This is a genomic window from Ruegeria sp. YTSA219 (assembly GCF_059609985.1).
Genome location: NZ_JBXWMT010000002.1, coordinates 135,812 through 160,371, shown reverse-complemented (window position 1 = coordinate 160,371; position 24,560 = coordinate 135,812). Strand labels below are relative to the sequence as shown.

The window sequence follows — 24,560 nt, the reverse complement described above, 5'->3', positions numbered from 1 at the left end:
GAAATCGGTTCCCCCGCATGTCGGGGGAGCCATTCCCGTTGCGCATCTGACGGTCGGACAAACTGTAACTCTCAAATGTGCAACTGACGCGACCTGGGGACAACATGCAGGACGAAAACGGTATCTCGTTCTTCGGCGCCCTGTGGAATGGACTGATATGGTTCATTCAGAACATTGCCGAAGCCTTCATTAATTTCGGATACGCCATCACGCATCCGCAACTCTGGCTAGACTGGTCGGACAAAGAAGCAGTCATGCGCTTTGTCTATTACGGCGGGTCGGTCGAGTTCTTCTTTGTGGTTTTCACGCTGTTTCTAGTGTTGACGGCCATTGGTCTTTACTACCGCAACTTCATGTGGGCGATGGTGCGCGGGCTTGAAGGCTTTGCCAACACGACGGGGCGTTTCTTCGCCTGGGCAGGCCTTTTGATGGTGGTTCAGCAGATCATCATCGTGTTCATGCAGCGGGTCTTTACCCGCCCGGATATGTCCTTTGGGCTGGGTATCCCGTTTCAGATGGATATCAGCTGGTTCGCTGAAGAGCTGAAACTGTATAACGCCATGGTCGTGTGCCTGTGCTGCACCTACACCTTTGTACAGGGCGGCCATGTCCGCGTTGACCTAATCTATGCCGGCATCAGCCACCGCGCCAAACGTGTGGTCGACATGTGTGGTGCCATACTGTTCATGATGCCGATGGCGGTGCTGACCTGGATGTATGGCTGGTACTTCATGTGGCGGCATCTGATCGTGCCGAAGCCCTCGGCCAGTGATACTTTGGACCGGCTGGTGGCCAAGTCCCGCGCGCTGCGCTGGAACGTGGAAACCATCGGGTTCAGCCCCAACGGATTCAACGGCTATTTCCTGTTCAAGATCTTGCTGATCGCCTTCGCAGCGATGGTGTTCCTGCACGCGATTGCATTCCTGTACCGCTCGTATCTGGAATATGTGGAAGGCCCGGAAAGTGTTGGAAAATACCTCGACAAGGACAGCCTTGGCGAGGGTGAAGAAGCCTACGAAGGCGCGCATTAGGGACGGAGAACCAGACAATGCTATTCGGACTTGATGGCGTCGAGATAGGCCTCATTATCGTATTTTTCTGCCTCTTCGGAGGTATTCTATCCGGTTTTCCGGTGGCCTTCGCCATCGGCGGGGCAGGAGTGATCTCATTCGGCATCATCGCCGCATTGGACAGCGCAGGTTTGCTGATTCACCAGGCGATCGACACCGGCTCTGCGGCGTATCAGGATCTGGTCAGCACGGGGGTTAAACCCGATACCATATCAGTGTTCCGCTTCCCGGACTTACCAAGGATTGCCGAGCCTGTTTTTGTCTCGGGCTGGGAAACCGCTCTGGACCGCAACGTGTCGTTCATCGTGAACCGCATGAACGAGCGTGTTCTGGCCGGTCAGTCCATTGAAACCCTTCTGGCGGTTTTGATGTTCGTGCTGATGGGCATCACGCTTGAACGGTCGAAGATCGCCAATGATCTGCTGACCACAATGGCGCGCGTCTTTGGACCGTTGCCGGGTGGTCTGGCCGTTTCGATTGTGGTCGTGGGGGCGTTTCTTGCGGCCTCAACCGGGATCGTGGGCGCGACCGTTGTAACCATGGGCTTGCTGGCGCTGCCAACCATGCTGCGCAACAACTATTCGCCTGAATTGGCGACGGGTGTCATTGCGGCTTCAGGTACGCTGGGGCAGATCATCCCGCCCTCGATCGTGATTGTTCTGCTGGGAACGCTGGCCGGTGACTTGTATTCGACGGCTCAAGAGACCCGCGCGGTTGACGCAGGATGCACGGACGCACTGACCTATCTGGGTGAGCCTGCGGTTGTCTCGGTCGGTACTTTGTTCCAGGCCGCCTTGCTGCCAGGGATCATGTTGGCGCTGCTATATGCGCTTTATGCCTTTGGCTATGCGCTGCTCAACCCGCATAAGGCGCCTGCGGTGCCCATGACCGGCGGCAGCGGAGAGCCCATTACCCGTTCAGAAGGTTTCACCTGGTTGCTGGGTGCGCCTGTCGCGCTGATCGTGGGTACAGTTCTGCTGGGCAATCTGGGGGTTATCGGCAGCCAGAACGTCTCGGTCTCGGCTTTCTCTGATATCGGGCAGGGCGCATCGCTGCGGACCAACGTTTCCGAAACCTGCAAAGCCTCGATGATTGAGCTGCATGGTCAATCCGCCTGGGATCAGGCCGTGGCCGAGCAAACGGCCATTGATGACGCAGGTGGTGCCGCAGAATCGACCCGTCTGACCGAGGAAGAACTGGCCACCGCGCAGCAAGAGAAGATTGCCAACGCCGCTCCGATTGGAACGGGTGTTGCGGTGATGGTTCTGTTGCTGGGTCTGACCATTGTGCTGGGTCGGGGCATTGCGCCGTCACGGTCGCCACAGCCGCTGATCCTTGGGTCCATTGGTCTGATCCTGATGTTGCTTGTCGATATTCTGTTCGTGTCGCCAACAACGTCGTCAGGGTTGACCTTTGTGATGCTGGCGTTGCCCTTTGCCTTGGCCATCTATGGCTGCAAAGAGGCTGCGGCGCGCTGTGCCACCAATGATCTGATCCGGGTGGTCTTTCCTCCGCTGGTTCTGATCATCGCGGTGCTGGGGTCGATCCTGGGTGGGGTGACCAACCCAACACCGGCGGCGGCTTTGGGCGCAGGTGGTGCGATCATGCTGGCGGCCTATCGCAAGCTGCAAGATCAGGAGCGGTCCGGCAAGGTCATCATCTGGGCCACCTTCGCCGTGGTCATTGCCCTGTTGATGGGGGTCAATTTTGATCTGCGCATCAATCAGAGCAGCGCCTCGGCCGAAACCTGGATTGCCTTCATCATAGCCTATGCGGCCTATCTGTATGCCCTGTTCGGTTTGCTGTTCGGCTGCTGGGTTCTGTATTCCAGCGGCGTGCTGACCCCGGTGGTGCGGGAAACCGCCAAGGTGACCTCAATGGTGTTCACCATTTTGATCGGGTCTCAATTGCTGAACCTTGTGGTGATCTCGTTTGGCGGTGAGCACTATATCCAGCAGTTCCTCAAGAGCTTTGACAATGAATTCACAGTCTTCCTGATCGTGATGCTGGTGCTGTTCTTCCTTGGGTTCGTACTGGATTTCCTGGAAATCATCTACATCGTGATCCCGATTGTAGGCCCGGTAATCTATGGCGGGTCTTTTGATCCGAAATGGGTGACGATCATGGTGGCGGTGAACCTGCAGACCTCGTTCCTGACACCACCTTTTGGATTTGCGCTGTTCTATCTGCGCGGGGTCGCGCCGAAAGAAGTGACCACCGGCCATATCTATCGTGGGATTGTACCGTTTGTGCTGATCCAGGTGGTAGGTATCGGAATCCTTTGGTTCTTCCCTGCGATTGTGACCATCGTGCCGGATCTGATCCCGAATTGATCAAAGATCAGGTGTTCAAATGAAAAGGGGGGCCAGCTGGCCCCCTTTGCTTTGTTTGTAGGTAGAAGGGGCCAGCCCCTTCTTGGCCTGCGGTCAATTCAACCCCGAGGTATTTTTGGCCAGATGAAGATGCGGATCAGGTGAATTGGATCAGATCCCATCTGTTTCCGAACGGGTCCTGCCAGACTGCTACGGTTCCATATGGTTCTTGGCGCGGGGCTTCTTCGAAATGGACGCCTTTGGCCAGCATGTCCTTATAGTCGCGGTCGAAATTGTCTGTTTCCAGAAAGAAGCCGACCCGACCACCTGTCTGGTTGCCGATTGCGGTTCTCTGATCTGCATCGATGGCCCTGGCGAGTAGAAGTGAGCCCCCGGTGGATCCGGGTGGGCTTACGCGGACCCATCTTTTTCCAGCGCCCAAGTCGATGTCCTGCGTCAGGGAAAAGCTGAGTGTATGCGTGAAAAAGGCGATGGCATCATCGTAATCCGGCACGACAAGCGTAACGGCGTGGAGGCTTTGTTGCATCAGGTTTCAGCCTTTGGTCGGGTGACGATCAGGCAGTTGGATGCTGGCAACCTGTTCGGCGATGGGGGCTGTGGACAGCGGGTGGTGGCCGTCATGTGCAATGTCATAGGGATCCTTGACCCGTTTCCATTCGCCCTGACTGTAAACTTCCAGCCCTGCAAAGCGGGATTTGTATCCCATTTTCGGGCTGCCAGGCACCCAGTAGCCAAGATAAATATAGGGCAGACCCGCCTCGCGTGCGATGTCGATGTGATCCAAAATCATGTACGTGCCCAGTGAATTCTGAGGCTGTTCCGGGCTATAGAATGAATAGACCATGCTCAGCCCGTCATCCAAGACATCGGTCAAACTGACAGCGATCAGATTGCCAGATTCCGGGTCTGAATATTCGACCACTCGGCTGCGTATGGGGGTCTCTTCGATCATGGCTGCAAATTCGAAGACGTCCATATCCGCCATGCCGCCATCCGCATGTCGGGTGTCAAGATAGGTGCGGAACAGGTCATACTGTTCGTCGGTAGCCCATGGGGAATTCGCCCGGCGTCGCAGATATGAGTTCCGCCTGACCGCGCGTTTCTGGCTTTTGCTGGGTTGAAAGGCCGAAACGTCAATCCGCGCGGACAAACACGCGGCGCAATCGGTGCAGGAAGGGCGGTATAGGACGTTCTGAGACCGTCGAAACCCTTGCTGGGAAAGGGAGTCATTCAGTTGATTTGCGCCTTCGCCCTGCAGCGCTGTGAACAGCTTACGCTCCATCTTGCCCTCAAGATAAGGGCAAGGCTGAGGGGCCGTAACGTAGAATTGCGGCGCGATTGGCAGCGTGTGTCGCATGAATGTCCTATGGTTCCTGAAACGGGATGATAACAACCGTTCCCGGAGCCGCCAAGTGATTCACGCGACAGTCTTTTAAGCGCGACGGTTAATCATAACAGTTCCGAGAAGGGTGTCAGTCAGGCCCTGGCCGCGCGCGCCGGTCAGCATCATGATGACTGAAATGATTTGCAGCACCGGAAATGCCATGCTGACAAAATAACCGGCTGTGTGTGCGACCGCTTTACCTGTGTCCATTCGTTCACCAAAAGCGTCGCGCAGTTCGACCCCCATGAAACGCATACCCAGAGTGGCCGAGCCGTTGGCGATTGTGACGACGCGATAGACAAAACTGACCACCGCATAAATCAGGGCGAGTATCAGTACGCCTAGCCCGAGGGTCAGGACGATGGCGACGGTACAAAGCAGCGAAATAAAGGCGATATCGAACAGCCAGGCCAGGAACCGTTTGGTCGTGACGGACTGGTAAAACTCGGGCTGTCGGTTCGGGTCTGGCAAGGAGTGCATACGGGTCATTCCGGTAGATGTTTCAAATACCCTGTCCCGATTGTCGGAACAGGGCAAGGTCGATCAGGCGTTATCGCCGGTTTCATCGCTTTCGCGGTTCTCGCGGACGCGTTCATCCATGAACTGGTCGAATTCGGCCTTGTCTTTCGCTTCGCGCAGGCGATGCAGGAACGCTTCGAATTCCTGTTGCTCACGCTCCAGCCGAGCCAGAGTGTCGGACTTGTAGGCGTCGAATGCGCTGTTGCCCGAGGGTTTCATTGCGCTCATGTGGCTGTGCCAGGATTTGCGACGGCTGCAGGATTTGTTGAACATACGTTTGCTCCAGATCATGTAGGCCAGAAGGGCCAGGCCGACGGGCCAGAAAAAGATAAAGCCAAGGACCATGGCTGCGATCCAGGCCCCTTTGCCTTTATCGTCAAGCCAGGCTTCTGCGCGGCTGAGCCATCCCGGGTTTTCAGGGACGGCGTGTTCGGTCAATGCGGTCATTGGTGCTCTCCGGGTTAGATGTAAATTGCCTTCACATTGAATAGATGGGGGCACCAAACCCAGTTACAAGAGGTCAATGTGAAAATGATTTACATTTCTGAATTTCGGATGGTTGACCTGACATCTGAACAAGCGCAATTTCAGTCTAACGCACCACGGTTTCTTTCAAACATTGGCTGGGTTGTCTGCTGCGGCGCTGTTTTGAGTTAAGCGCCAAATTGTTGCAATGTCGGGTCAGATATTTGGCCACAGAAATACTGAAACCACGTCATCGGAGATGAAATGACAGGACTTCTTGCCGTCAACCGTGTACCGCGCGCCTTTGATCCTTCACTTGGTTCCGAAGCGCGCGATGCAGTGGGTGGCATTACACCTGAGCAGGGGGAACTGATCGCAGGGGCTGCGGGTTCCAGCCCCTATCTCAAAGGCCTGATTGATCTGGAAGCTGACTGGCTACCGCAAGCTTTGGCGCAACCGGACGCGATGCTTGCATCCATTATGGAAACCGCAAGGGCCTTGCCTGCGGATCAACTCAGGCCGGGGCTGAGGCAGGCCAAGAGGCGTTTAGCGCTGTTGACCGCCCTAGCGGATCTGGCAGGGGCCTGGCCGTTGGAAAAAGTTACAGGGGCACTAACCGATTTCGGGGCCATGGTAGCGGATGTTGCCGCCAAGGCCGAGATTGCAACCTTGATCCGGCGAGGTAAATTGCCGGGGATGACCGAAGATGATATCGCCTCTGCCGCGGGAATGATCATATTGGCCATGGGCAAGATGGGTGCGCATGAGTTGAACTACAGCTCTGATATCGACCTGATCGTTTTGTTTGACGAAACGCGCTATGATCCGGACGATTTCTATGATGCGCGGCAAGGGATGGTCCGGGCGACACGGAATTTCTGCGCCACACTCAGTGACAAGACAGCGGATGGATATGTATTTCGCACGGATCTAAGGCTGCGGCCTGACCCTGCGGTGACGCCAGTTTGTCTGGCTGCGGAAGCTGCCGAACGGTACTATGAAAGTCTGGGCCGCACTTGGGAGCGCGCCGCATATATCAAAGCGCGTCCCTGCGCTGGCGATATCGCTGCGGGGCAGCGTTTCCTGGATACGCTCCGCCCCTTCATCTGGCGAAGGCATCTGGACTTCGCGGCTATTCAGGATGCCCATGACATGCGCTTGCGTATCCGCGAAAACAAAGGGACAGGCGGTGCGCTGACCATTCCGGGTCATGATATGAAACTAGGGCAAGGCGGGATACGCGAGATTGAATTCTTCACTCAGACCCGACAGTTGATTGCCGGAGGTCGCGATACGGACCTGCGCGTGCGTGGCACTGTACCGGGTTTGGCGGCTTTGGCCGGCAAAGGGTGGGTGCCCGAGGACGTGGCTGAAAAGCTTACCGATCACTACCGCGCGCATCGCGAAGTCGAACACCGCATTCAGATGATCCATGATGCGCAGACCCATAAGATTCCGCAATCCTCGGACGGGATTGAGCGGATTGCATGCCTGATGGGGATTGATAGCGCCGATCTGACTGCGGATCTGAAACGGCGACTGACCGAGGTTCATGAGTTGACCGAAGGTTTTTTCGCCCCCGGCCCGACAGCCCGTGCACCTTTGCCAGAAGTTGAATTTGACGAAAGCATATTGGCGCGCTGGACGACCTACCCATCACTGCGTTCTCAGCGCGGGGCGCGGATTTTCGAACGGCTGAAACCAGAGCTGCTGACGCGTCTTGCCAAAACCGCCCAACCGGATGAGGCGCTGCTGGCACTGGACGGCTTCCTTCGCGGGTTGCCTGCGGGCGTGCAGCTGTTTTCTCTGTTCGAGGCCAACCCGCAGCTTATCGACCTGCTTGTCGATATAGTAGGCACGTCGCATGCATTGGCCGCGCATTTGTCGCACAACGCCTCGGTCTTTGATGCGGTGATTGGCGGCAGCTTCTTTGACGACTGGCCGGGCCGGACGGTGCTGCAGGGCGAATTGGAGCGAGAACTCTCGCAGGAGCAGGACTACGAAAGCCAGCTTGATCTGGCGCGGCGCTGGTGCAAGGAATGGCATTTCCGGATCGGCGTTCACCATCTGCGCGGGTTGATCGACGGCGTGCAGGCCGGGCAGCAATATGCCGAACTTGCAAGCGCGGTGATCGCTGCGATCCTGCCATGTGTTGTGGACCAGTTCACCAGCAAACACGGGCCCGCACCTGGTCGCGGTGCCGCTGTGTTGGGCATGGGATCCCTGGGGGCAGGGCGGATCAACTCGCAATCTGACCTTGATATGATCGTGATCTACGACCCGCTGGATCAGGACATGTCCGAGGGCCCACGGCCTCTTGCCACGCGGACCTACTATGCCCGGTTCACGCAGGCACTGATCACGGCGCTGTCGGCTCCAATGTCGCAGGGGCGACTTTATGAGGTCGACATGCGGCTGCGCCCCTCGGGCAATCAGGGGCCGGTGGCGACCAGTTGGGCCAGCTTCACGAACTATCAGCAGAATGAGGCATGGGTGTGGGAACACCTAGCCCTGACGCGCGCAAATCCCGTCGCCGGTGAGCCCTCTCTGGCCGACGATATCGAGGGCTTTCGAACAGAGCTTGTTTCGCGCTCCCGCGATCAGGCGCAGGTTTTGCGCGAAGTTGCCGAAATGCGCGCGCGTCTGGCAGCCGCGAAAACCCCCGCCGGTATTTGGGATGCCAAGAATGGGGCCGGACGCATGATGGACATAGAGCTGATGGCCGAAACAGGCGCTTTACTGTCCGGTGTTGCAAAGCGCGATGTACATGCCGGGTTGGACGGTGCAGTCGCAGCCGCGCTTTTGGATGTCGCTCAGGCGCAAACGTTGAAGGATTGCTACGATCTATGCTGGTCTGTGCAATGCGCAGCTCGGCTGTTGTCAGGTAAGGTTATCGAGGCCGATAAAATCGGAGAGGGGGGTTCCGCCTTCCTGTGTCGGGCCACCGGGTATGAGCAGGTAGAACAGTTGCAGGCCGCGTTGCAGGAAAGCTACGATATCGCCGCCGAAGTTATCGGCCGCGTGATTCAGGAGGATAAAGATGCCGCGCAATGACGATCCGAACGATCACAAAGGCCTGATCCGCGAGGCCTATCGCATCGATGGCATCACATTGCCCGAATGTCGCAGTATCTTTCTGGACTGGGCGTTAAGCCTTCCGGAGGGGCGTGATCAGAGGCAAGCCCTGTCTGACCTGCACGCCATCTATGCCAAAGATGAGGTCGATCACCCAATGACACAGGTGCTGACCGAAGGGTTGCAATCTACTCAGGCGCCGAAACGGCGCGGTGGTTGGCGGTCTCGCAACCGCTAGGGCTTTCCCCTCGGCGTGTTCGCGACTATGAGGTCGCCATGACCCAAACTGCAGTCCGTCCCCGTATCCGCCTGAAACCCAAAGCCAATGCGCGCGGCCTGCGCCATGGCTTCCCGTGGGTCTATGCCAATGACATTGTCACCGACCGTCGCACGCGCAAAATCCCTGCTGGCGCGCTGGCCGTGCTCGAGGATGAAAATCGCGCGCCGATCGCGTTGGTGGCGGTCAATCCTGAATCGAAAATCATGTGCCGTGTTCTGGACCGCGATCCTGACGCCGAGCTGACGGCTGATTGGTTCGAAACCCGTCTGCGCCGCGCGCTTGATATGCGCGAACGCCTGTTTGACTCGCCCTTTTACCGCCTGATCCATGCCGAGGCGGATGGCTTTCCGGGTGTCATCATCGACCGGTTCGGTGAGGCCTGTGTGATCCAGCCAAACGCCGCCTGGGCCGAGGCGTATCTCGACATGTTGACCGACGCGCTGGTCGCTGTGACCGGCGTGACGACCGTGCTGAAAAACGCCTCGGGCCGGACACGCGGTCTGGAAGGGTTGGATGATGTCAACCTGACCTTGCGCGGCACTGTCCCAGATGCGCCTTTGCCCGTGTTGATGAACGGTGCAACCTATATGGCGGATTTGGCGGGCGGTCAGAAAACCGGCCTGTTCTATGACCAACGCCCCAATCACGCCTTTGCTGCGCAGCTGGTTCAACCCAAGGCACAGGTACTGGATGTCTTCAGCCATGTCGGAGGCTTCGGGTTGGCAATGCTGGCGGGTGGCGCCGGACAGGCGCTGTCGGTCGATGGGTCGGCCGCGGCATTGGAGTTGGCCGCAAAAGGGGCCGAGGCTTCTGGCTTTGCCGATCAATTCGACACGCGCCAAGGCGATGCCTTTGATGTGTTGGCTCAGTTGAACGACGAAGGCGCTAAATTTGACGTCGTTATCTGTGATCCTCCCGCCTTTGCACCATCAAGGCAGGCGCTGGATGCAGGGCTGCGGGCCTATGAACGCATTGCGCGATTGGCCGCCACACTGGTCAAGCCGGGCGGATATCTGGGCTTATGCTCTTGCTCGCACGCTGCTGATCTGGGCCGCTTCCGCGACGCCTCATCCCGTGGTATCGGGCGCGCCGGGCGCTCAGCCCAACTGATCCATACGGGCTTTGCCGGGCCCGATCACCCGCAACTGCCGCAGCTGGCTGAAAGCGGTTACCTCAAGGCCGTGTTCTACCGGTTATGAAGGCTGTACTCGATACCTGCGTCATCTATCCAACGGTGATGCGTGAGATGCTGTTGGGCACCGCCCGACTAGGTCATTTCACCCCTATATGGTCGGCGCGCATCCTCGAGGAATGGGCCCGCGCCGCACGCAAACTGGGCCCCGAGGGCGAGGCGCAGGCCCGTGCCGAGATTGCCCTGACGCAGGTCAAATGGCCCAAGGCAGAACGCCCAGCCAATGACGGTCTGCAGGCTCGGCTCTGGCTGCCGGACGCAGCAGATATCCACGTTTTGGCCACTGCAGTAGCCGCGTCAGCGGATACCATCGTCACGGTCAACGCCAAGGATTTCCCCAGAAATATTCTTGCAGAAGAAGGGCTTGAGCGGCGTGACCCTGACAGTCTGCTGTATGGTTTCTGGTATAACGACCCGCAAGGGCTGGACCAGCTTGCACAGCAGGTACTGGCCGAAGCAAACCGCCTGTCAGGCGATACATGGACTTTGCGTGGATTGATGAAAAAAGCCCGCCTGCCGCGTCTGGGTAAAGCGCTCGCCAGCTAAGTGGGATCCCTGCTTCATCTGGCTAAAATTACCTCGGAGAGCGCGAGAGGCTGGCCTCTCGCCGCCGAGCCTCAGCCACGCGCCCAACGCTGCTCAAGCACTTCCAGTGCCGCAATCCGCTCATCCGTTTTGGGATGGCTCATCAACCAGGCGGGTACAACGCCCGCGCGTTGCTGCGTCAAATCCTCAAGCTTGTGAAACAGAGACTTTTGCGGGCCGATGCCGATTCCGGCTTTGGTTAGCAGGGCGGCGGCATATTCATCTGCTTCATATTCATCCCCACGTGACAGGCGCGACGCCAAAAGCGCAGTCAGCGCGTTTGCAATCATCGCACCGATGAATGGGATGAACCGGCTCAGAAGCAGCATCAAGGCTGTCCGCAACGCATTCTGTCCAGAAAAATCAATCATCCGTCGCCGTGCATGACCCAAGGCCACATGCCCCAGTTCATGTGCGATGACGCTCGCCATCTCTTCGGCGGAAACCTCGCCATTGAGGAACTTGCGATAAAACCCGCGTGTGATGAATATTCGTCCATCCGGCGCCGCAAGCCCGTTCACCGGGTCGATTTCATATATATAGACCGGAACCCTCTCGATCCCCAGCGCCGCCGCCAGCCGGTCAGTCATACGCTTGAGGGCGGGATCGGCCAGTTCGGTCGATTTCAGGTCAAGCTCGCGATGAGTGCGCCAGACCGAGATCCGGTACATCACCACGGCATACAGAACCGCCAGAAGAATCGGAGTAATTCGGAGCATGGTTCTGATATGGGGATAAGCAGACACAAGGGCAAGGCATCAGCGTTTCCGTGGGCCTGAAAGGTCTCCAAGCTGCCATGACGCAGTGGAAACTGGGTTCATTAGGATTCTAACTGTTGAAAAACGCCGCCTGCCGCCTTATCCGCACGGGAACTCGTCGGAGAACACACAATGTCCAACAATGACCACGAAGCCCGTCACCTGGAAACGCTTGACCGCGACCTTAGACGCTTTTCTCGGCTAGAAGTGGCAACCTCACAGGTGGGTCGCCCATTTGTCGGGTCTGGCATCGCGCTTTCTTTTATCGTTGTCGCAGGTCTTGTGGCAGCCTTCCTGTTCGGACAAGGCAACAACACGCTGATCGTAGTACTTGCGGCAATGTTTGGGGCATATATGGCGCTGAATATCGGGGCCAATGATGTTGCCAACAATATGGGACCGGCGGTCGGGGCCAATGCGCTGACCATGGGGGGCGCCATCGCGATTGCTGCCATATTCGAAAGTGCAGGCGCGCTGATCGCTGGAGGTGACGTTGTTTCCACGATCGCGAAGGGCATTATCGCTCCTGAAAGCATGGGAACGCAGACTGTATTCATCTGGGCGATGATGGCGGCTTTGCTGTCTTCGGCGCTTTGGGTCAACCTGGCGACCTGGGTCGGAGCGCCCGTGTCCACGACCCACTCGGTTGTCGGAGGCGTCATGGGGGCGGGGATCGCCGCAGCCGGTTTTGGCGCAGTAAGCTGGGGGACGATGAGCAAGATCGCGGCCAGCTGGGTTATCTCGCCGATGCTTGGCGGTCTGGTGGCGGCTGGTTTTCTTTGGTTCATTAAGGCCAGGATCATCTATCAGGACGACAAGATCGCGGCGGCCCGGAAATGGGTTCCGATGCTGGTTGGTATCATGGCGGGGGCGTTTGCAAGCTACCTGGCGCTGAAGGGTATCAAGAAGATCGTCAAGATCGACCTGAGCACTGCTCTGCTGATCGGGGCAGTCTGCGGGGCGTTGGTCTGGGCCGTGATGATTCCGGTTATTCGGCGTCAATCCGAAGGGCTGGAGAACCGCAACAAGTCCCTCAAAATATTGTTTGGCATTCCGCTGATCGTGTCCGCTGCACTTCTCAGCTTTGCACATGGGGCCAATGATGTGGCCAATGCCGTTGGTCCTTTGGCGGCCATCGTGCAAGCCTCTGCCTCAGGTGATTTCACCCAGGCGATCAGTATTCCCTATTGGGTCATGATCATCGGCGCCTTTGGCATTTCGTTTGGCCTGTTCCTGTTTGGGCCAAAACTGATCCGAATGGTTGGCAGCCAAATAACCAAACTTAACCCGATGCGTGCCTATTGCGTTGCGCTGTCCGCAGCCATCACCGTTATCGTGGCCAGTTGGCTGGGTCTTCCCGTAAGCTCGACCCATATTGCAGTGGGTGCCGTCTTTGGTGTCGGCTTCTTCCGGGAATGGGATGCTGAAAGACGGCTGCGTAAAGCCCGCATTACAGTGCCTGAGCGGACGGTTCTGGCACCGGAAGAACGCCGCCGGCGCAAGCTGGTGCGCCGCTCGCACTTTATGACGATCATAGCAGCCTGGATTATTACCGTGCCCGCGGCGGCTGTGTTGTCGGGTGTTCTGTTTCTGGGCATTCAGGCCATCGCCGGGTAATCCCGGCCTTGGCAGAACCTGATCCGCGGGCTGGCGTTATCGCGTCAGCTCGCGCATTCCTTTTTCCAGCCCGGCCAGAGTCATCGGCACCATCCGATCCTGAAAAATCTCGCGGATCATTCCGATTGAGTGGGTATATTCCCAATACTTCTCAGGCACTGGGTTAATCCACAGGTTGGATGCCCATTGGTCGCGTGCCCGCTGCAGCCAGATCTGGCCAGCCTCCTGGTTCCAATGTTCATTGGCACCGCCGGGATAGGCGACCTCATAAGGGCTCATCGAGGCGTCGCCGACGAAGATGCATTTGTAATCGGGACCATAGGTGCGCAGCACCTCATGGGTCGGCGTCTGCTGGTCCCAGCGGCGGATGTTGTCACGCCAGACACCTTCGTACAGGCAGTTGTGGAAGTAGTAATATTCCAGATGCTTGAATTCGGTTCTTGCGGCCGAGAACAGCTCTTCAACCACTTTGATATGTGGGTCCATTGAGCCTCCGACGTCCAGAAACAACAGCACCTTGACGGCATTGTGCCGTTCGGGCCGGGTTTTGACGTCTAGATATCCATGCTCGGCTGTGGCGCGGATGGTGCCGTCCAGATCAAGCTCTTCCGCCGCACCCTCGCGGGCCCAGCGGCGCAGGCGCTTCAACGCGACCTTGATGTTGCGCGTGCCCAGCTCGACCGTGTCGTCCAGGTTCTTGAATTCGCGCTTGTCCCAAACCTTGACCGCGCGCTGATGACGGCTTTCCTTCTGGCCGATCCGCACACCTTCCGGATTGTACCCGTAGGCTCCGAAGGGCGACGTTCCTGCCGTACCGATCCACTTGTTGCCACCTTGATGGCGGCCTTGCTGATCCTTGAGCCGCTCTTTCAGCGTCTCCATCAGCTTGTCGAATCCGCCAAGGGCCTCGATCTCGGCTTTTTCCTCTTCGCTGAGGTGCTTTTCCGCCATCTTCGCCAGCCATTCGGCAGGGATGTCGACGGCTTCGAGGACCTGTTCGAACCCGATCTGTTCCAGCCCTTCAAAGCTGGCGGCAAAAGCGCGGTCGAATTTGTCGATATTGCGTTCGTCCTTCACCATCGACACGCGGGCGAGGTAATAAAACGCCTCGACATCATAGGTTGCCAGCCCCTTTTTCATACCCTCCAGAAAGGTCAGATATTCCCGCAGGGATACGGGGATACCGGCTTTGCGAAGGTTTTCGAAAAAGGGAACAAACATGGGCTACACCACAAAGCGAACCAGAACCAAGGACAGGATAAGCCCGACCAGCGCAAAGGCGATTCCATATCCGGCTGCATATTGCGCGATATCGGCGCCGCTGCCGTTGCGTTTGCGCGCGGTCAGCGCCCCAAGGAGCGCACCCAGCACCGCCAGTCCCAGAACCATTATCATGCGTTAATCGCCCCCGTTAATTGACTGGTCCTTCTGCGACGTCCTGCATAAGCGACCGGGCCACTACATCCGAGCCAAAGCCGTATCGTGCCCATCTCAGACTGTCCAGTCTGACGGAACGTGCCTCTGCGGAACGGCCGACTTCATTCAGGACCTCGGCTTTCAGCAACAATAACGTTGCAAGCTGCGAGGCGTTCTCAGCCCGTGTCATCACGTTAATAGCGTCGTCGATTTTGGGCAGGAACTCTGGCCCATTGCCTTGAGAAAGCGCAAAGGCGCCCAGTTGGGTCGTGATGTAGGATCGATGCAATTCCGTGCCCGGTGTAGCGCGCAGAAACTGCAGGGCAATATCATATTGGCGCAACGCTTCATGCGGATCATTGAACTGTTCCATTCGGCCCATCAGGTAATGAGGGTAAGCGCGCCGGTGATCGGTCCAACCTTGTTCCTTGCCAATTCGGGCTGCCTTGCGGGCCTGCCTCATGCGCGATTGCTGGCTGCGACTGGATTGCAAGGATTTCTGAATTGCTGAAATCCAGGCTCGTGGAGTTTCCGACATGGGCTGTACCGGCACCGCATCACCGCGCGGATTCAGACGCGAGAGAATTTCGGGTATGGCCGTTTCGACCTGTTCACGTGTCATACCGCTGTGCAGTTGGGATGAATATGCGGCCTTCAGGATCAACATGTCGAACCCGGTCAGAACCGTGTGGATATTGTCATCGTTGAATACCGAGTCCGGAAGGCGATACAGGTCATTCAGCGGGCCAAGCGCCTGTGCGATCTCTTCGTGCAGGCAGTCACGTTTTTCCTGCGGACTTGCATCTGCGGGAATGAAGATGCCCAGTCGCTCACGGCTGCTCAGTTTGGTCCAGCTGCTTTTCTGTTTGAACCGATCCCGGCGGTACTCCTCAAGGCTTGAGGCATTGGGTACCACGAAACATGCAGCCTGAGGCAGGATGGCCTGAATCTCTTTTTGACTGACCGCCGCGATCGTGATGTTGGCCTGACCGTCCCTGATCTGTTTGATGTCTATCCCGGCCTCGGTGCGCAGACGGGTCAGCAGGCGGCCCAGATCCTTTTGAAGCGAGGCCGTCGCAGCCCCTGTCAACCGCACCGTGATCGGGGTTTCGAACCGGGTAAAAACAGGCAGTTCCGTACCCCCTTCCAGTGCGAAATGCAGAGAGATGAAATCCGCTGCCATGTTTTCATTCGACCGCGCCGGAGGCGAGGGATATGCACGCGTAAAGGACTTGGCGGGGGGCAGGGGTGGTTCGACGTCCACAATCTCGGGTGGGCTTTCGGCAGGCTCAATCGTGGCACATGCAGTCAGGACAAAGCTGATCAAGATTGCGACCCATCGCGTCATGGGCGCTGATACTTGATGAAAGGTGTCTGTTTGCCGATCCTGTCATAGAGCTTTCGCGCGGTATGGTTGAAATCCTGCGTCAGCCAATAGACAGACGGTGCACCTTGCCGGTCCGCTTCGTCGTAAACGGCCTGAATCAAAGCGCGACCGACCCCCATGCCGCGCGCCTCGGGCCGGGCGAATAGGTCCTGCAAGTAGCACACGCTTTCTTCCTTCCAGGCATGGCGGTGGAACAGAAAGTGGGTCAAACCCACAAGCCCTCCGTCGGCCTGCGCGACGAAACAAGAAAAATCGTTCGGATCATCGCCCAGCAGTCGCGAGAATGTGCTGTCATAGACGGAATCCGGAACCGTCGTTTCATAAAACGCCAGATAGTCCCGCCACATATCCGCCCAGTCCTCGCGATCAGTCGGATGCAAGGCTCGAATTGTTACTGTTTCTGGCATTGCTGAGTCCCGTTGGGTCTGATGGTAAATTGCCCGGACAAGCCGGGCAACCCGAGACCAATGCTTGCATCCGAGACTTGCTAAGGCAAGCGGCGATCACCGAGGGTTTACCGGCTCAGCGTTTGTTGCGGGCCATGAATGCCAGGCGTTCGAACAGGTGCACGTCCTGTTCATTCTTAAGCAGCGCACCGTGCAGTTTGGGCAGGGCATTGGCGCCATCGCGCTTGAGATCTTCGGCGGTCAGGTCCTCGGCCAGCAGCAGCTTGAGCCAGTCCAGCACCTCTGAGGTTGATGGCTTTTTCTTCAGGCCCTGAGTTTCGCGAATCTCATAGAACTGGGTCAGAGCCGTTGTCAAAAGCGCGTCTTTGATGCCGGGATGATGGACCTCGACGATGCGGCGCATCGTAGCCTCATCAGGGAACCGGATATAGTGAAAGAAACACCGGCGCAGGAAGGCGTCGGGCAGTTCCTTTTCATTGTTCGATGTGATGATGACGATCGGACGGTTCTTGGCGCGGATCGTTTCGCTGGTCTCGTAGACGTGGAACTCCATCTTATCGAGCTCTTGCAGCAAATCGTTCGGAAACTCGATATCGGCCTTGTCGATCTCGTCGATCAACAACACGACCTTTTCATCGGTTTCAAAGGCCTGCCACAATTTACCCTTGCGGATATAGTTCGACACGTCGTGCACGCGCTCTTCACCCAACTGGCTGTCGCGCAGACGACTGACGGCATCGTATTCATACAGTCCCTGCTGCGCGCGGGTGGTGGATTTCACGTTCCACTCGATCATCCGCAGCCCCAACGCTCCGGCCACCTGCTTGGCCAACTCGGTCTTGCCAGTTCCCGGCTCACCTTTGACCAGCAAGGGACGTTCCAGCGTCACGGCGGCATTTACCGCAATGGTCAGATCGTCTGTGGCGACGTATTCGGCTGTTCCTTGGAAACGTGCGGTCATTGGCCCCTCATCAAGTGTCGCGCGAAATGCGCCCTTGGGGTTACCGCGCAGCAGAAATTTTGACAAGCCAGGTCGCTGCGTCGCATGAAGGGAAATTGCCAAGTAACTACAATGCTTTTGGTTGATTCGTGCGCTAACCTCCGGTGCCGTCTTTTTGGCGTTGCCCTGAAATGGTCAGTTAATTTTCACAGAAAAACAAGGTTTTGTTGTTTGATTGGACGTATTTAGATCACGCGTAATGGCGCGGCGCCGGGGCGACGTTTGCATAGTGACAATTACTGCGCTGTCAGATAAACGCTCCGCAGAAGGGGATTGCCGCATGTCAGGTAATGAGAGAGTGACCGGCGTTGCAGGCCACACCGAGGGAGCAAAAATGAAGCAGGAAGTTTTTCTGCCTGAAGATTACCGTCCAGCTGAAGACGAACCATTTATGAATGACAGGCAGCTAGAGTATTTTCGTCGCAAGCTGCTGGATTGGAAAAACGAACTAATGGCTGGCAGCCGCGATACGATCGAAGGGCTGCAGGACAACACCCGTAACATTCCGGATGTCGCTGACCGCGCAAGCGAAGAAACCGATCGCGCGCTGGAACTGCGCACCCGCGATCGTCAGCGCAAACTGGTGGCCAAGATCGACTCGGCCCTGCGCCGGATTGATGAAGGCGAGTACGGCTATTGCGAGATGACCGGTGATCCGATTTCGCTGAAACGTTTGGATGCGCGCCCGATCGCGACCATGACGCTTGAGGCACAGGAACGGCATGAGCGTCGCGAAAAGGTCCACCGCGACGATTGATCGCTGGGAAAATCTGATAACATAGACGCCGGGGCCTTTTGCTCCGGCGTTTTTGCGTTAAGCCGGTGACATGAACATCAGCGGATCGAAATTCGGCATAGTCGGAGGTGGCATTGGCGGCCTCGCGGCTGCTTTGACCCTGCGACAGCGCGGCGCCGTGGTGACCGTGTTTGAGCAGGCACCAGAATTGACCGAGGTTGGCGCGGGCCTTCAGATCAGCGCCAACGGGATGGCTGTGCTGCGTGCGCTGAAGGTTGTTGCGGACACGCCCGAGGCTGGGCTTTTGTCCCATGGAACGGCCCTTCGTGATTACCGGGCAGGGCGGCTGGTCTGCAAAATCGTGCCACCCTCTGCCGGGCCTACCTATTATTACCATCGCGCTGACCTGCTTGATCTTCTCTACAAAGCGACGGTTCAAAAAGGGGTAGAGTTTCACCTTGGTGCGCGTGTGGAACGGGTGCGAAAGCACCCGTCCGAGGCCGAAATCATCCTCGATACGGGGGCGAGATTTCGGGTTGATTGTGCAGTCGCGGCGGACGGCGGCCAAAGTGCAATTCGTGCTGACCTGACTGGCAGGGAAACACCGAAATTCACACATCAGGTTGCCTGGCGCGCGACGATTCCATGGGACCGGCGCAACAAGAACCCTTGCGCGGTGCTAACCATGGGGCCGGGACGGCATGTAGTGACGTATCCTTTGCGCGATCAGACCCTGATGAACATCGTGGCAATCGAAGAGAGGTCTGACTGGCAGGAAGAAGGCTGGCGTCTGCGCGGTGATCCAGAAGAGCTGAAGGCGCGATTTGCAGGTTTTGGCGGCTTGGTCAAAGAGATTTTGCAAGAGGTTCAGGACCCGAATATCTGGGCATTGTTCCTGCGCCCTGTTGCTGAATGCTGGCAGAATGGGCGTGTGGCGCTTTTGGGCGACGCAGCTCATCCAACGCTGCCTTTCATGGCCCAAGGTGCTTGCCTTGCACTAGAAGATGCCTGGACTCTGGGGCGGTCTTTCGAAGAACAATCCGGCGTTTCGCAAGCACTGGCCGCCTATGAAGCGACCCGTCGCCAGCGGGCAACTCGGGTGGTCGCTGCCGCTGGAGCCAACGCGCGCAACTTCCATCTACGTGGCCCTATGCGTGTCGGGGCGCAACTGGCGTTGATGGCAGTTGGATCGCGGTTGGGCCGAAAATATGATTGGATCTATGAGTTCGATGCCACGGCTTAGCCGATTACAGATCTAGATCTATCCAAACCGGAACATGATCTGAAGGTTTTTCGTGCCCCCGAATTTCGGAATCGATTTTGCAATCGCGCAAAAGGTCAGCGGCCTGAGGGGTCAGAAGGAAATGATCAATACGAATCCCGTCATTTCGGTTCCACGCACCCGCTTGATAATCCCAGAATGAATAATGTTCCGGACCTTGCGTGCCAGCGCGAAAGGCCTCGGTGAAGCCGAGATTCAGAATTTTCCGAAATGCGGCCCGGCTTTCAGGGCGAAACAATGCATCCTCGCGCCAGGCATCGGGACGCGCTGCGTCTTCGGCCTGGGGAATGATGTTGTAATCACCTGCCATCAGAGCGGGTTCTTCACTGTTCATCAGGTCGCGGGCCCGATGATAGAGTCGCTCCATCCAGGCAAGTTTGTAGTCGTATTTTGACCCCGGGGTGGGGTTGCCGTTTGGCAGATAGAGCCCGCAGATACGCAGTGCCTGTTTGCCGACGACAGTGGCCTCGATCCAGCGGGCCTGTTCATCCTCATCATCACCGGGCAAACCCCGCGAGACGTCCTCGAGCGGTAGCTTCGACAGAATGGCAACGCCGTTAAAGCTTTTCTGCCCGTGCGTTTCTACGTTGTACCCGCGCGCCTCAAAGATCTCTCTGGGGAAGTTATCGTCGACTGACTTGATCTCTTGCAGCAGCACAACATCGGGCTGGGCATCATCCAGCCAACGCGGCAATGCTTCGGCCCGCGCCTTGATGCCGTTGATGTTGAATGTGGCGATTTTCATGCGCGGCCCTCCGACAGTCCTTGGCAACCTATCGCCCAGAACGGGCCCAACGGCAAGGCGGAGAACAGGTTTGCGAGGCGCTGCCTCGTGCTCCGAGGTATTTTTGGCCAGATGAAGAAACGGACCGTTAACCAGAATCTCCGAAAACCAGCTGGCGGTACAGGCGGAGGCGCCGATGACCGCGCCAGGTGAAGCTCTCCGGTCTAGAAATCGGAGAGCGGATCCCTGCTTCATCTGGCTAGAAATACCTTGGGGGTGTGGGGGTGAAACCCCCACGGGTGATCACATTGAAAACGAAGTGCCGCAGCCGCAGGAGGAGGTGGCGTTTGGGTTTTCGATCACAAAGCGTGCGCCGATCAGTTCTTGTGTGAAATCAATCACCGCATTTTCAAGAAACGGCAGTGAGATTGCGTCGACAATGACCTTCTGCCCCTTACCCTCAAGAACCAAATCGTCGTCTTTGGGTTTGTCCAATGCAATTTCGTACTGAAAGCCCGAACACCCGCCGCCTTCGACAGCGACACGCAGGGCTTGACCCTGATCGGCTGCGCCGATCTCGGCAAGGCGGTCAAAGGCGCGTTCTGTAACTGTCGGGGGCAGATTCATGCCAAACTCCAAAGGTTTATTTCTTAACCACTCTACCATATAGAAAGCCCAAGGACAGGCGACAAGGACAGACCGTTGGACAGAGCATGTTTTGCCTCGAATCCCGACCGCGCAAGAGGGCGGTTGGTGCCAGAGGAAGAAAGCAGTTTCCGGTCATGCTTTCAGCGCGACCGGGACCGGATCATTCATGCCAGCGCCTTTCGGCGGCTCAAGCACAAGACCCAAGTTTTTGTTGAGCACGAAGGGGATAGTTATCGAACGCGGTTGACCCATTCCATCGAGGTCGCGCAGGTGGCGCGGACGATTGCCGGGGCTTTGGGTTTGAATCCAGAACTGACCGAAGCGGTGGCTCTGGCCCATGATCTTGGCCACACGCCGTTCGGACATACTGGCGAGGATGCCTTGCATGAGATCATGCAGCCGTATGGCGGGTTCGATCATAACGCGCAGGCCATTCGGATCGTCACCCGGCTCGAGCGTCATTATGCCGAGTTCGATGGGTGCAACCTTACGTGGGAAACCCTGGAAGGCATTGCAAAACATAACGGACCGGTGGAAGGGGAACTGCCCTGGGCGCTGGCGGAGTGCAATGCGGCGTTTAATCTTGAACTGCACACGCACGCAAGCGCAGAGGCGCAGGTGGCGGCCTTGTCTGACGACATCGCCTATAACAATCATGACCTGTTGGACGGGCTGAGGGCGGAGTTGTTCAGCGACGAGGACATTCAGCGACTGCCGATCGTGGGCGACTGTTATTCGGAGGTGGATCGCAAGTACCCGGGCCTCGACCCCTATCGCCGTCGGCATGAGGCGTTGCGGCGGGTGTTTGGGGTTATGGTGTCGGACGTGATCGACACGTCTCGGGCTCTGATCGCAGGGTCCGGTGCCCAGAGCGTCGAAGAGATCCGGCATCTTGGCTATCCGGTCATTCAGTTCTCAACAGGCCTTTGGGCGCAACTGAAGGAAATTCGCGCTTTCCTGTTTTCGCGGATGTACAGGGCGCCGTCGGTGATGACGGTGCGCGCCGAGGTCAGCAAAGTGGTCGAGGATTTGTTTCCAATCTACCTTGGCGATCCGAAGCAAATGCCCGCGCGCTGGCACGCGGACATTGAAGAGGCTGAGGATGAGACTGCCTTAGCCCGGATCGTATCGGACTATATTGCCGGGATGACCGACAGGTTTGCGCTACAGGATCATGCCAGACTGACTGGCCACCCGATACCGGCGGATCACTCGACCCCGATATAGGCCAAAGCCCAGACTTGTTGGCCCGTCTGATCCTGCGCCGCCTCAGCGTCGTCGGTGGGTGGGAAGACGATCATCGTTGGGCCATACCCTCCGATCCCCATGGGGGCGCCGTCGGCGTGGGTGGCGAGGATAGGCTGATAGGTCGAGATACTATGCCAGGGAATTTCGGCTTGATACCCGTCCATTGCCATCGGTTTGGCCGTCTTACCTTCGGCACCGGCTATGACCATCACATCCGACAAAAGCGGGCCGCTAAAGGTGATGTCGCGCTGGTTGTCCTCGGTGCCGTAGGGAATTGTGATCTCGACCTGATCCAAACTATCCAGCAATGTCGCGTCAAAGCCAGCTGCCCCGTCATGGGTGACCTCCAGATATCCCAGCAAGCCGCCGTCCTCTGCACCGCGTGCGGGCAGGTTGGTTTTCTCAACCGAGCCGCCGAGCGTTATCAGCACATGGCCTTGCGGGGCGGGCATTTCTGCAAAAGCGGGCAGGGCGGTCGACAAGAGCAGGCACAGGGGCAGGGCAAGGCGCATAGGAATCTCCGTTTAGATAGATATGACCGACCTTAGCGGCGGCGGCTCTTATTCCAAGCGCATTCTGGCGCCGTCCATTGACCTTGCTGCACCGCGTGGTAAACCGCCGGGCAAGCAAAAGGACATTCGAAATGAACCTGTTTTCCGAGATCCGCAGCCTCGTGCTGGACGCGCTGGCACAGATGCAGTCCGAAGGCGCGCTGCCCGAAGGGCTGAGCTTTGACAACGTGGCCGTTGAACCGCCGCGCGATGCGGCGCATGGCGACATGGCGACGAATGCGGCTATGGTGCTGGCAAAGCCCACCAAGATGAAACCGCGCGACATTGCCGATGCGCTGGCCGGAAAGCTGGCCGAGGATAACCGGATCACCAGTGCCGAGGTTGCCGGGCCGGGGTTCTTGAACCTGCGGTTGGCGCCATCGGTCTGGCAGAGTGTACTGGCTGCGGTGCTGCAACAGGGCACGGACTATGGCCGCTCGACCATGGGGCATGGGCAGAAGGTCAACGTGGAATACGTCTCGGCCAACCCGACCGGCCCCTTGCATGTGGGTCATACGCGGGGCGCGGTGTTCGGAGATGCGCTGGCAAGCCTGTTGGCCTATTCCGGCCATAACGTGACCCGTGAATACTACATCAATGATGGCGGCGCGCAGGTGGATGTTCTGGCACGCTCGGCTTACGAACGGTATCGCGAGGCAAACGGGCTGAGCCCCGAGATTGCCGAAGGCCTGTATCCTGGCGACTATCTGATCCCGATTGGTGAGGCGCTGAAAGAGAAATACGGTGACAGCCTGATCGACAAACCGGAAAGCGACTGGCTGGAAGAACTGCGCGAGTTTTCGACAGACGCGATGATGGACCTGATCCGCGCCGACCTGAAGGCGCTGGGCGTTGAGATGGATGTGTTCTTCTCGGAAAAGTCGCTCTATGGCACGGGTCGGATTGAAGCTGCGTTGCAATCCCTGACCGACAAGGGCCTGATCTATGAGGGCGTGCTGGAGCCGCCCAAGGGCAAAAAGCCCGAAGATTGGGAACCACGTGAGCAGACCCTGTTCAAATCGACCGAGCATGGCGACGACGTGGATCGCCCGGTCAAGAAATCGGACGGGAGCTGGACCTATTTTGCCCCGGATATCGCCTATCACTATGACAAAGTGACCCGTGGGTTTGACGCGTTGATCGATGTGTTCGGCGCTGACCACGGTGGCTATGTCAAACGGATGAAGGCCGCAGTATCGGCTCTGTCCGATGGCAAGGTACCGCTGGATATCAAGCTAACCCAGTTGGTGAAACTGTGGAAGAACGGCGAGCCGTTCAAGATGTCCAAGCGGGCAGGGAACTTCGTCACATTGCGTGATGTGGTCGATCAGGTTGGCCCGGATGTGACCCGCTTCGTGATGCTGAACCGCAAGAATGACGCTGCCCTGGATTTTGACTTTGACAAGGTGTTGGAACAAAGCCGCGAGAACCCCGTTTTCTACGTCCAATATGCCCATGCCCGCGTGATGAGTGTTCTGCGCCGTGCAGCTGAGGCCGGGATCGACGCGCAGGACCCAACGCTGAAAAGCGCCGATCTAGGCAAGATCGACCATGCCTCTGAGCTGACTGTTGCCAAGAAGCTGGCCGAATGGCCGCGTCTGGTTGAGATCGCCGCGCGCACCAATGAGCCGCACCGGGTTGCCTTCTATCTGTATGAACTTGCAGGGGATTTCCACGCGCTTTGGAACAAGGGCAACGATGAGACCCAGCTGCGGTTTATTCAGGATGGCGATGTTGCCACAAGCCAGTCAAAAATCGCACTGGCCCGGTCCGTTTCTGTTGTGATTTCAGCAGGCTTGGGTATTCTTGGCGTTACCCCGGCGCAGGAGATGCGGTGAACAACACCGTCCGAACCGCCGGTACGAGGTAGGCAAGAAATGACC

General features: G+C 57.6%; 24 protein-coding genes. 11 read left to right on the top strand and 13 right to left on the bottom strand.

Going from position 1 to position 24,560, the window contains the following annotated elements; translation table 11 throughout:
* Positions 1-104 precede the first annotated feature (104 nt).
* Together AC2FFB_RS03840 and AC2FFB_RS03835 are read left to right on the top strand one after the other, a co-directional pair.
* Positions 105-1,031, top strand: a complete 927-nt coding sequence (locus AC2FFB_RS03840; protein ID WP_271947526.1) for a TRAP transporter small permease subunit — start codon at positions 105-107, stop codon at positions 1,029-1,031.
* 17 nt (positions 1,032-1,048) lie between these two features.
* Positions 1,049-3,403, top strand: a complete 2,355-nt coding sequence (locus AC2FFB_RS03835) for a TRAP transporter large permease (protein ID WP_281971950.1) — start codon at positions 1,049-1,051, stop codon at positions 3,401-3,403.
* Between the two features lie 136 nt (positions 3,404-3,539).
* On the opposite strand, the gene AC2FFB_RS03830 is transcribed toward AC2FFB_RS03835, so the two are convergent.
* The 4 genes from AC2FFB_RS03830 to AC2FFB_RS03815 all read right to left on the bottom strand — a co-directional run bounded on the left by AC2FFB_RS03830 (position 3,540) and on the right by AC2FFB_RS03815 (position 5,753).
* Positions 3,540-3,929: a VOC family protein gene (locus AC2FFB_RS03830; RefSeq protein ID WP_496874517.1), complete on the bottom strand. Its 390-nt coding sequence runs from the start codon at positions 3,927-3,929 to the stop codon at positions 3,540-3,542.
* A 6-nt stretch (positions 3,930-3,935) separates the two neighbouring features.
* On the bottom strand, positions 3,936-4,760 hold the full coding sequence (locus tag AC2FFB_RS03825) for an arginyltransferase (RefSeq protein WP_496688360.1): 825 nt from the start codon (positions 4,758-4,760) through the stop codon (positions 3,936-3,938).
* A 75-nt stretch (positions 4,761-4,835) separates the two neighbouring features.
* A complete protein-coding gene (locus tag AC2FFB_RS03820) occupies positions 4,836-5,267 on the bottom strand; it encodes an RDD family protein (RefSeq protein ID WP_142635100.1) in 432 nt (143 codons plus the stop codon).
* 63 nt (positions 5,268-5,330) lie between these two features.
* Positions 5,331-5,753: a DUF2852 domain-containing protein gene (locus tag AC2FFB_RS03815; protein ID WP_142633305.1), complete on the bottom strand. Its 423-nt coding sequence runs from the start codon at positions 5,751-5,753 to the stop codon at positions 5,331-5,333.
* Between the two features lie 282 nt (positions 5,754-6,035).
* Between AC2FFB_RS03815 and AC2FFB_RS03810 the strand changes: the two genes are divergently transcribed.
* From AC2FFB_RS03810 to AC2FFB_RS03795, 4 genes are read left to right on the top strand one after another with little or no spacing between them, the layout of a single operon-like run.
* Positions 6,036-8,825 carry a [protein-PII] uridylyltransferase family protein gene (locus AC2FFB_RS03810; RefSeq protein WP_496874516.1) on the top strand — a complete coding sequence of 930 codons (2,790 nt, stop codon included), beginning with the start codon at positions 6,036-6,038 and terminating at the stop codon, positions 8,823-8,825.
* Positions 8,812-9,084, top strand: coding sequence for a hypothetical protein (locus AC2FFB_RS03805; RefSeq protein WP_496792504.1), 273 nt, complete (start codon positions 8,812-8,814; stop codon positions 9,082-9,084). The genes AC2FFB_RS03810 and AC2FFB_RS03805 overlap by 14 nt, the downstream gene beginning before the upstream one ends.
* 38 nt (positions 9,085-9,122) lie before the next feature.
* The gene (locus AC2FFB_RS03800) at positions 9,123-10,325 is read left to right on the top strand and encodes an RSP_2647 family RNA methyltransferase (protein WP_281971954.1); all 1,203 of its coding nucleotides are present in this window, start codon (positions 9,123-9,125) and stop codon (positions 10,323-10,325) included.
* Positions 10,322-10,864 (top strand): RSP_2648 family PIN domain-containing protein, encoded by a 543-nt coding sequence (locus tag AC2FFB_RS03795; protein ID WP_496695740.1) that lies wholly within the window; start codon positions 10,322-10,324, stop codon positions 10,862-10,864. Before AC2FFB_RS03800 ends, AC2FFB_RS03795 begins: the two co-directional genes overlap by 4 nt.
* 71 nt (positions 10,865-10,935) lie before the next feature.
* On the opposite strand, the gene AC2FFB_RS03790 is transcribed toward AC2FFB_RS03795, so the two are convergent.
* Positions 10,936-11,622 (bottom strand): M48 family metallopeptidase, encoded by a 687-nt coding sequence (locus AC2FFB_RS03790; protein ID WP_142633315.1) that lies wholly within the window; start codon positions 11,620-11,622, stop codon positions 10,936-10,938.
* 171 nt (positions 11,623-11,793) lie between these two features.
* On the opposite strand from AC2FFB_RS03790, the gene AC2FFB_RS03785 reads away from it, so the two are divergent.
* Positions 11,794-13,278, top strand: a complete 1,485-nt coding sequence (locus AC2FFB_RS03785) for an inorganic phosphate transporter (RefSeq protein WP_142633316.1) — start codon at positions 11,794-11,796, stop codon at positions 13,276-13,278.
* Positions 13,279-13,314: 36 nt separating this feature from the next.
* Here AC2FFB_RS03785 and AC2FFB_RS03780 read toward each other — a convergent pair whose 3' ends face one another.
* The 5 genes from AC2FFB_RS03780 to AC2FFB_RS03760 all read right to left on the bottom strand — a co-directional run bounded on the left by AC2FFB_RS03780 (position 13,315) and on the right by AC2FFB_RS03760 (position 17,449).
* The gene (locus tag AC2FFB_RS03780; protein ID WP_281971955.1) at positions 13,315-14,499 is read right to left on the bottom strand and encodes a vWA domain-containing protein; all 1,185 of its coding nucleotides are present in this window, start codon (positions 14,497-14,499) and stop codon (positions 13,315-13,317) included.
* A 3-nt stretch (positions 14,500-14,502) separates the two neighbouring features.
* Complete coding sequence (locus tag AC2FFB_RS03775; protein ID WP_496874515.1) at positions 14,503-14,673, bottom strand: hypothetical protein; 171 nt, start codon at positions 14,671-14,673, stop codon at positions 14,503-14,505.
* Positions 14,674-14,689: 16 nt separating this feature from the next.
* Entirely contained in the window at positions 14,690-16,042 is a 1,353-nt protein-coding gene (locus AC2FFB_RS03770) for a DUF2927 domain-containing protein (protein WP_496874514.1), read from the bottom strand.
* The gene (locus AC2FFB_RS03765) at positions 16,039-16,488 is read right to left on the bottom strand and encodes a GNAT family N-acetyltransferase (RefSeq protein WP_496688347.1); all 450 of its coding nucleotides are present in this window, start codon (positions 16,486-16,488) and stop codon (positions 16,039-16,041) included. Before AC2FFB_RS03765 ends, AC2FFB_RS03770 begins: the two co-directional genes overlap by 4 nt.
* A 115-nt stretch (positions 16,489-16,603) precedes the next feature.
* Positions 16,604-17,449: an AAA family ATPase gene (locus tag AC2FFB_RS03760; RefSeq protein WP_271948074.1), complete on the bottom strand. Its 846-nt coding sequence runs from the start codon at positions 17,447-17,449 to the stop codon at positions 16,604-16,606.
* Positions 17,450-17,822: 373 nt separating this feature from the next.
* On the opposite strand from AC2FFB_RS03760, the gene dksA reads away from it, so the two are divergent.
* Both dksA and AC2FFB_RS03750 read left to right on the top strand, forming a co-directional pair.
* Complete coding sequence (gene dksA / locus AC2FFB_RS03755; protein ID WP_271947500.1) at positions 17,823-18,245, top strand: RNA polymerase-binding protein DksA; 423 nt, start codon at positions 17,823-17,825, stop codon at positions 18,243-18,245.
* A gap of 70 nt (positions 18,246-18,315) precedes the next feature.
* Positions 18,316-19,467, top strand: a complete 1,152-nt coding sequence (locus AC2FFB_RS03750; RefSeq protein ID WP_496688345.1) for an FAD-dependent monooxygenase — start codon at positions 18,316-18,318, stop codon at positions 19,465-19,467.
* Between the two features lie 4 nt (positions 19,468-19,471).
* Here AC2FFB_RS03750 and xth read toward each other — a convergent pair whose 3' ends face one another.
* Entirely contained in the window at positions 19,472-20,251 is a 780-nt protein-coding gene (xth, locus tag AC2FFB_RS03745; protein ID WP_496874513.1) for an exodeoxyribonuclease III, read from the bottom strand.
* Between the two features lie 282 nt (positions 20,252-20,533).
* Complete coding sequence (locus AC2FFB_RS03740) at positions 20,534-20,857, bottom strand: HesB/IscA family protein (RefSeq protein WP_142633331.1); 324 nt, start codon at positions 20,855-20,857, stop codon at positions 20,534-20,536.
* 75 nt (positions 20,858-20,932) lie between these two features.
* Here AC2FFB_RS03740 and AC2FFB_RS03735 point away from each other — a divergent pair, with 75 nt between their 5' ends.
* Positions 20,933-22,105: a deoxyguanosinetriphosphate triphosphohydrolase gene (locus AC2FFB_RS03735; RefSeq protein ID WP_496688343.1), complete on the top strand. Its 1,173-nt coding sequence runs from the start codon at positions 20,933-20,935 to the stop codon at positions 22,103-22,105.
* Here the strand turns inward: AC2FFB_RS03735 and AC2FFB_RS03730 are convergent.
* Entirely contained in the window at positions 22,087-22,638 is a 552-nt protein-coding gene (locus tag AC2FFB_RS03730) for a putative pterin-binding protein (protein ID WP_271947491.1), read from the bottom strand. The genes AC2FFB_RS03735 and AC2FFB_RS03730 overlap by 19 nt on opposite strands.
* A gap of 131 nt (positions 22,639-22,769) precedes the next feature.
* On the opposite strand from AC2FFB_RS03730, the gene argS reads away from it, so the two are divergent.
* On the top strand, positions 22,770-24,515 hold the full coding sequence (argS, locus tag AC2FFB_RS03725; protein WP_496874512.1) for an arginine--tRNA ligase: 1,746 nt from the start codon (positions 22,770-22,772) through the stop codon (positions 24,513-24,515).
* The last annotated feature ends 45 nt before the right edge of the window (positions 24,516-24,560 follow it).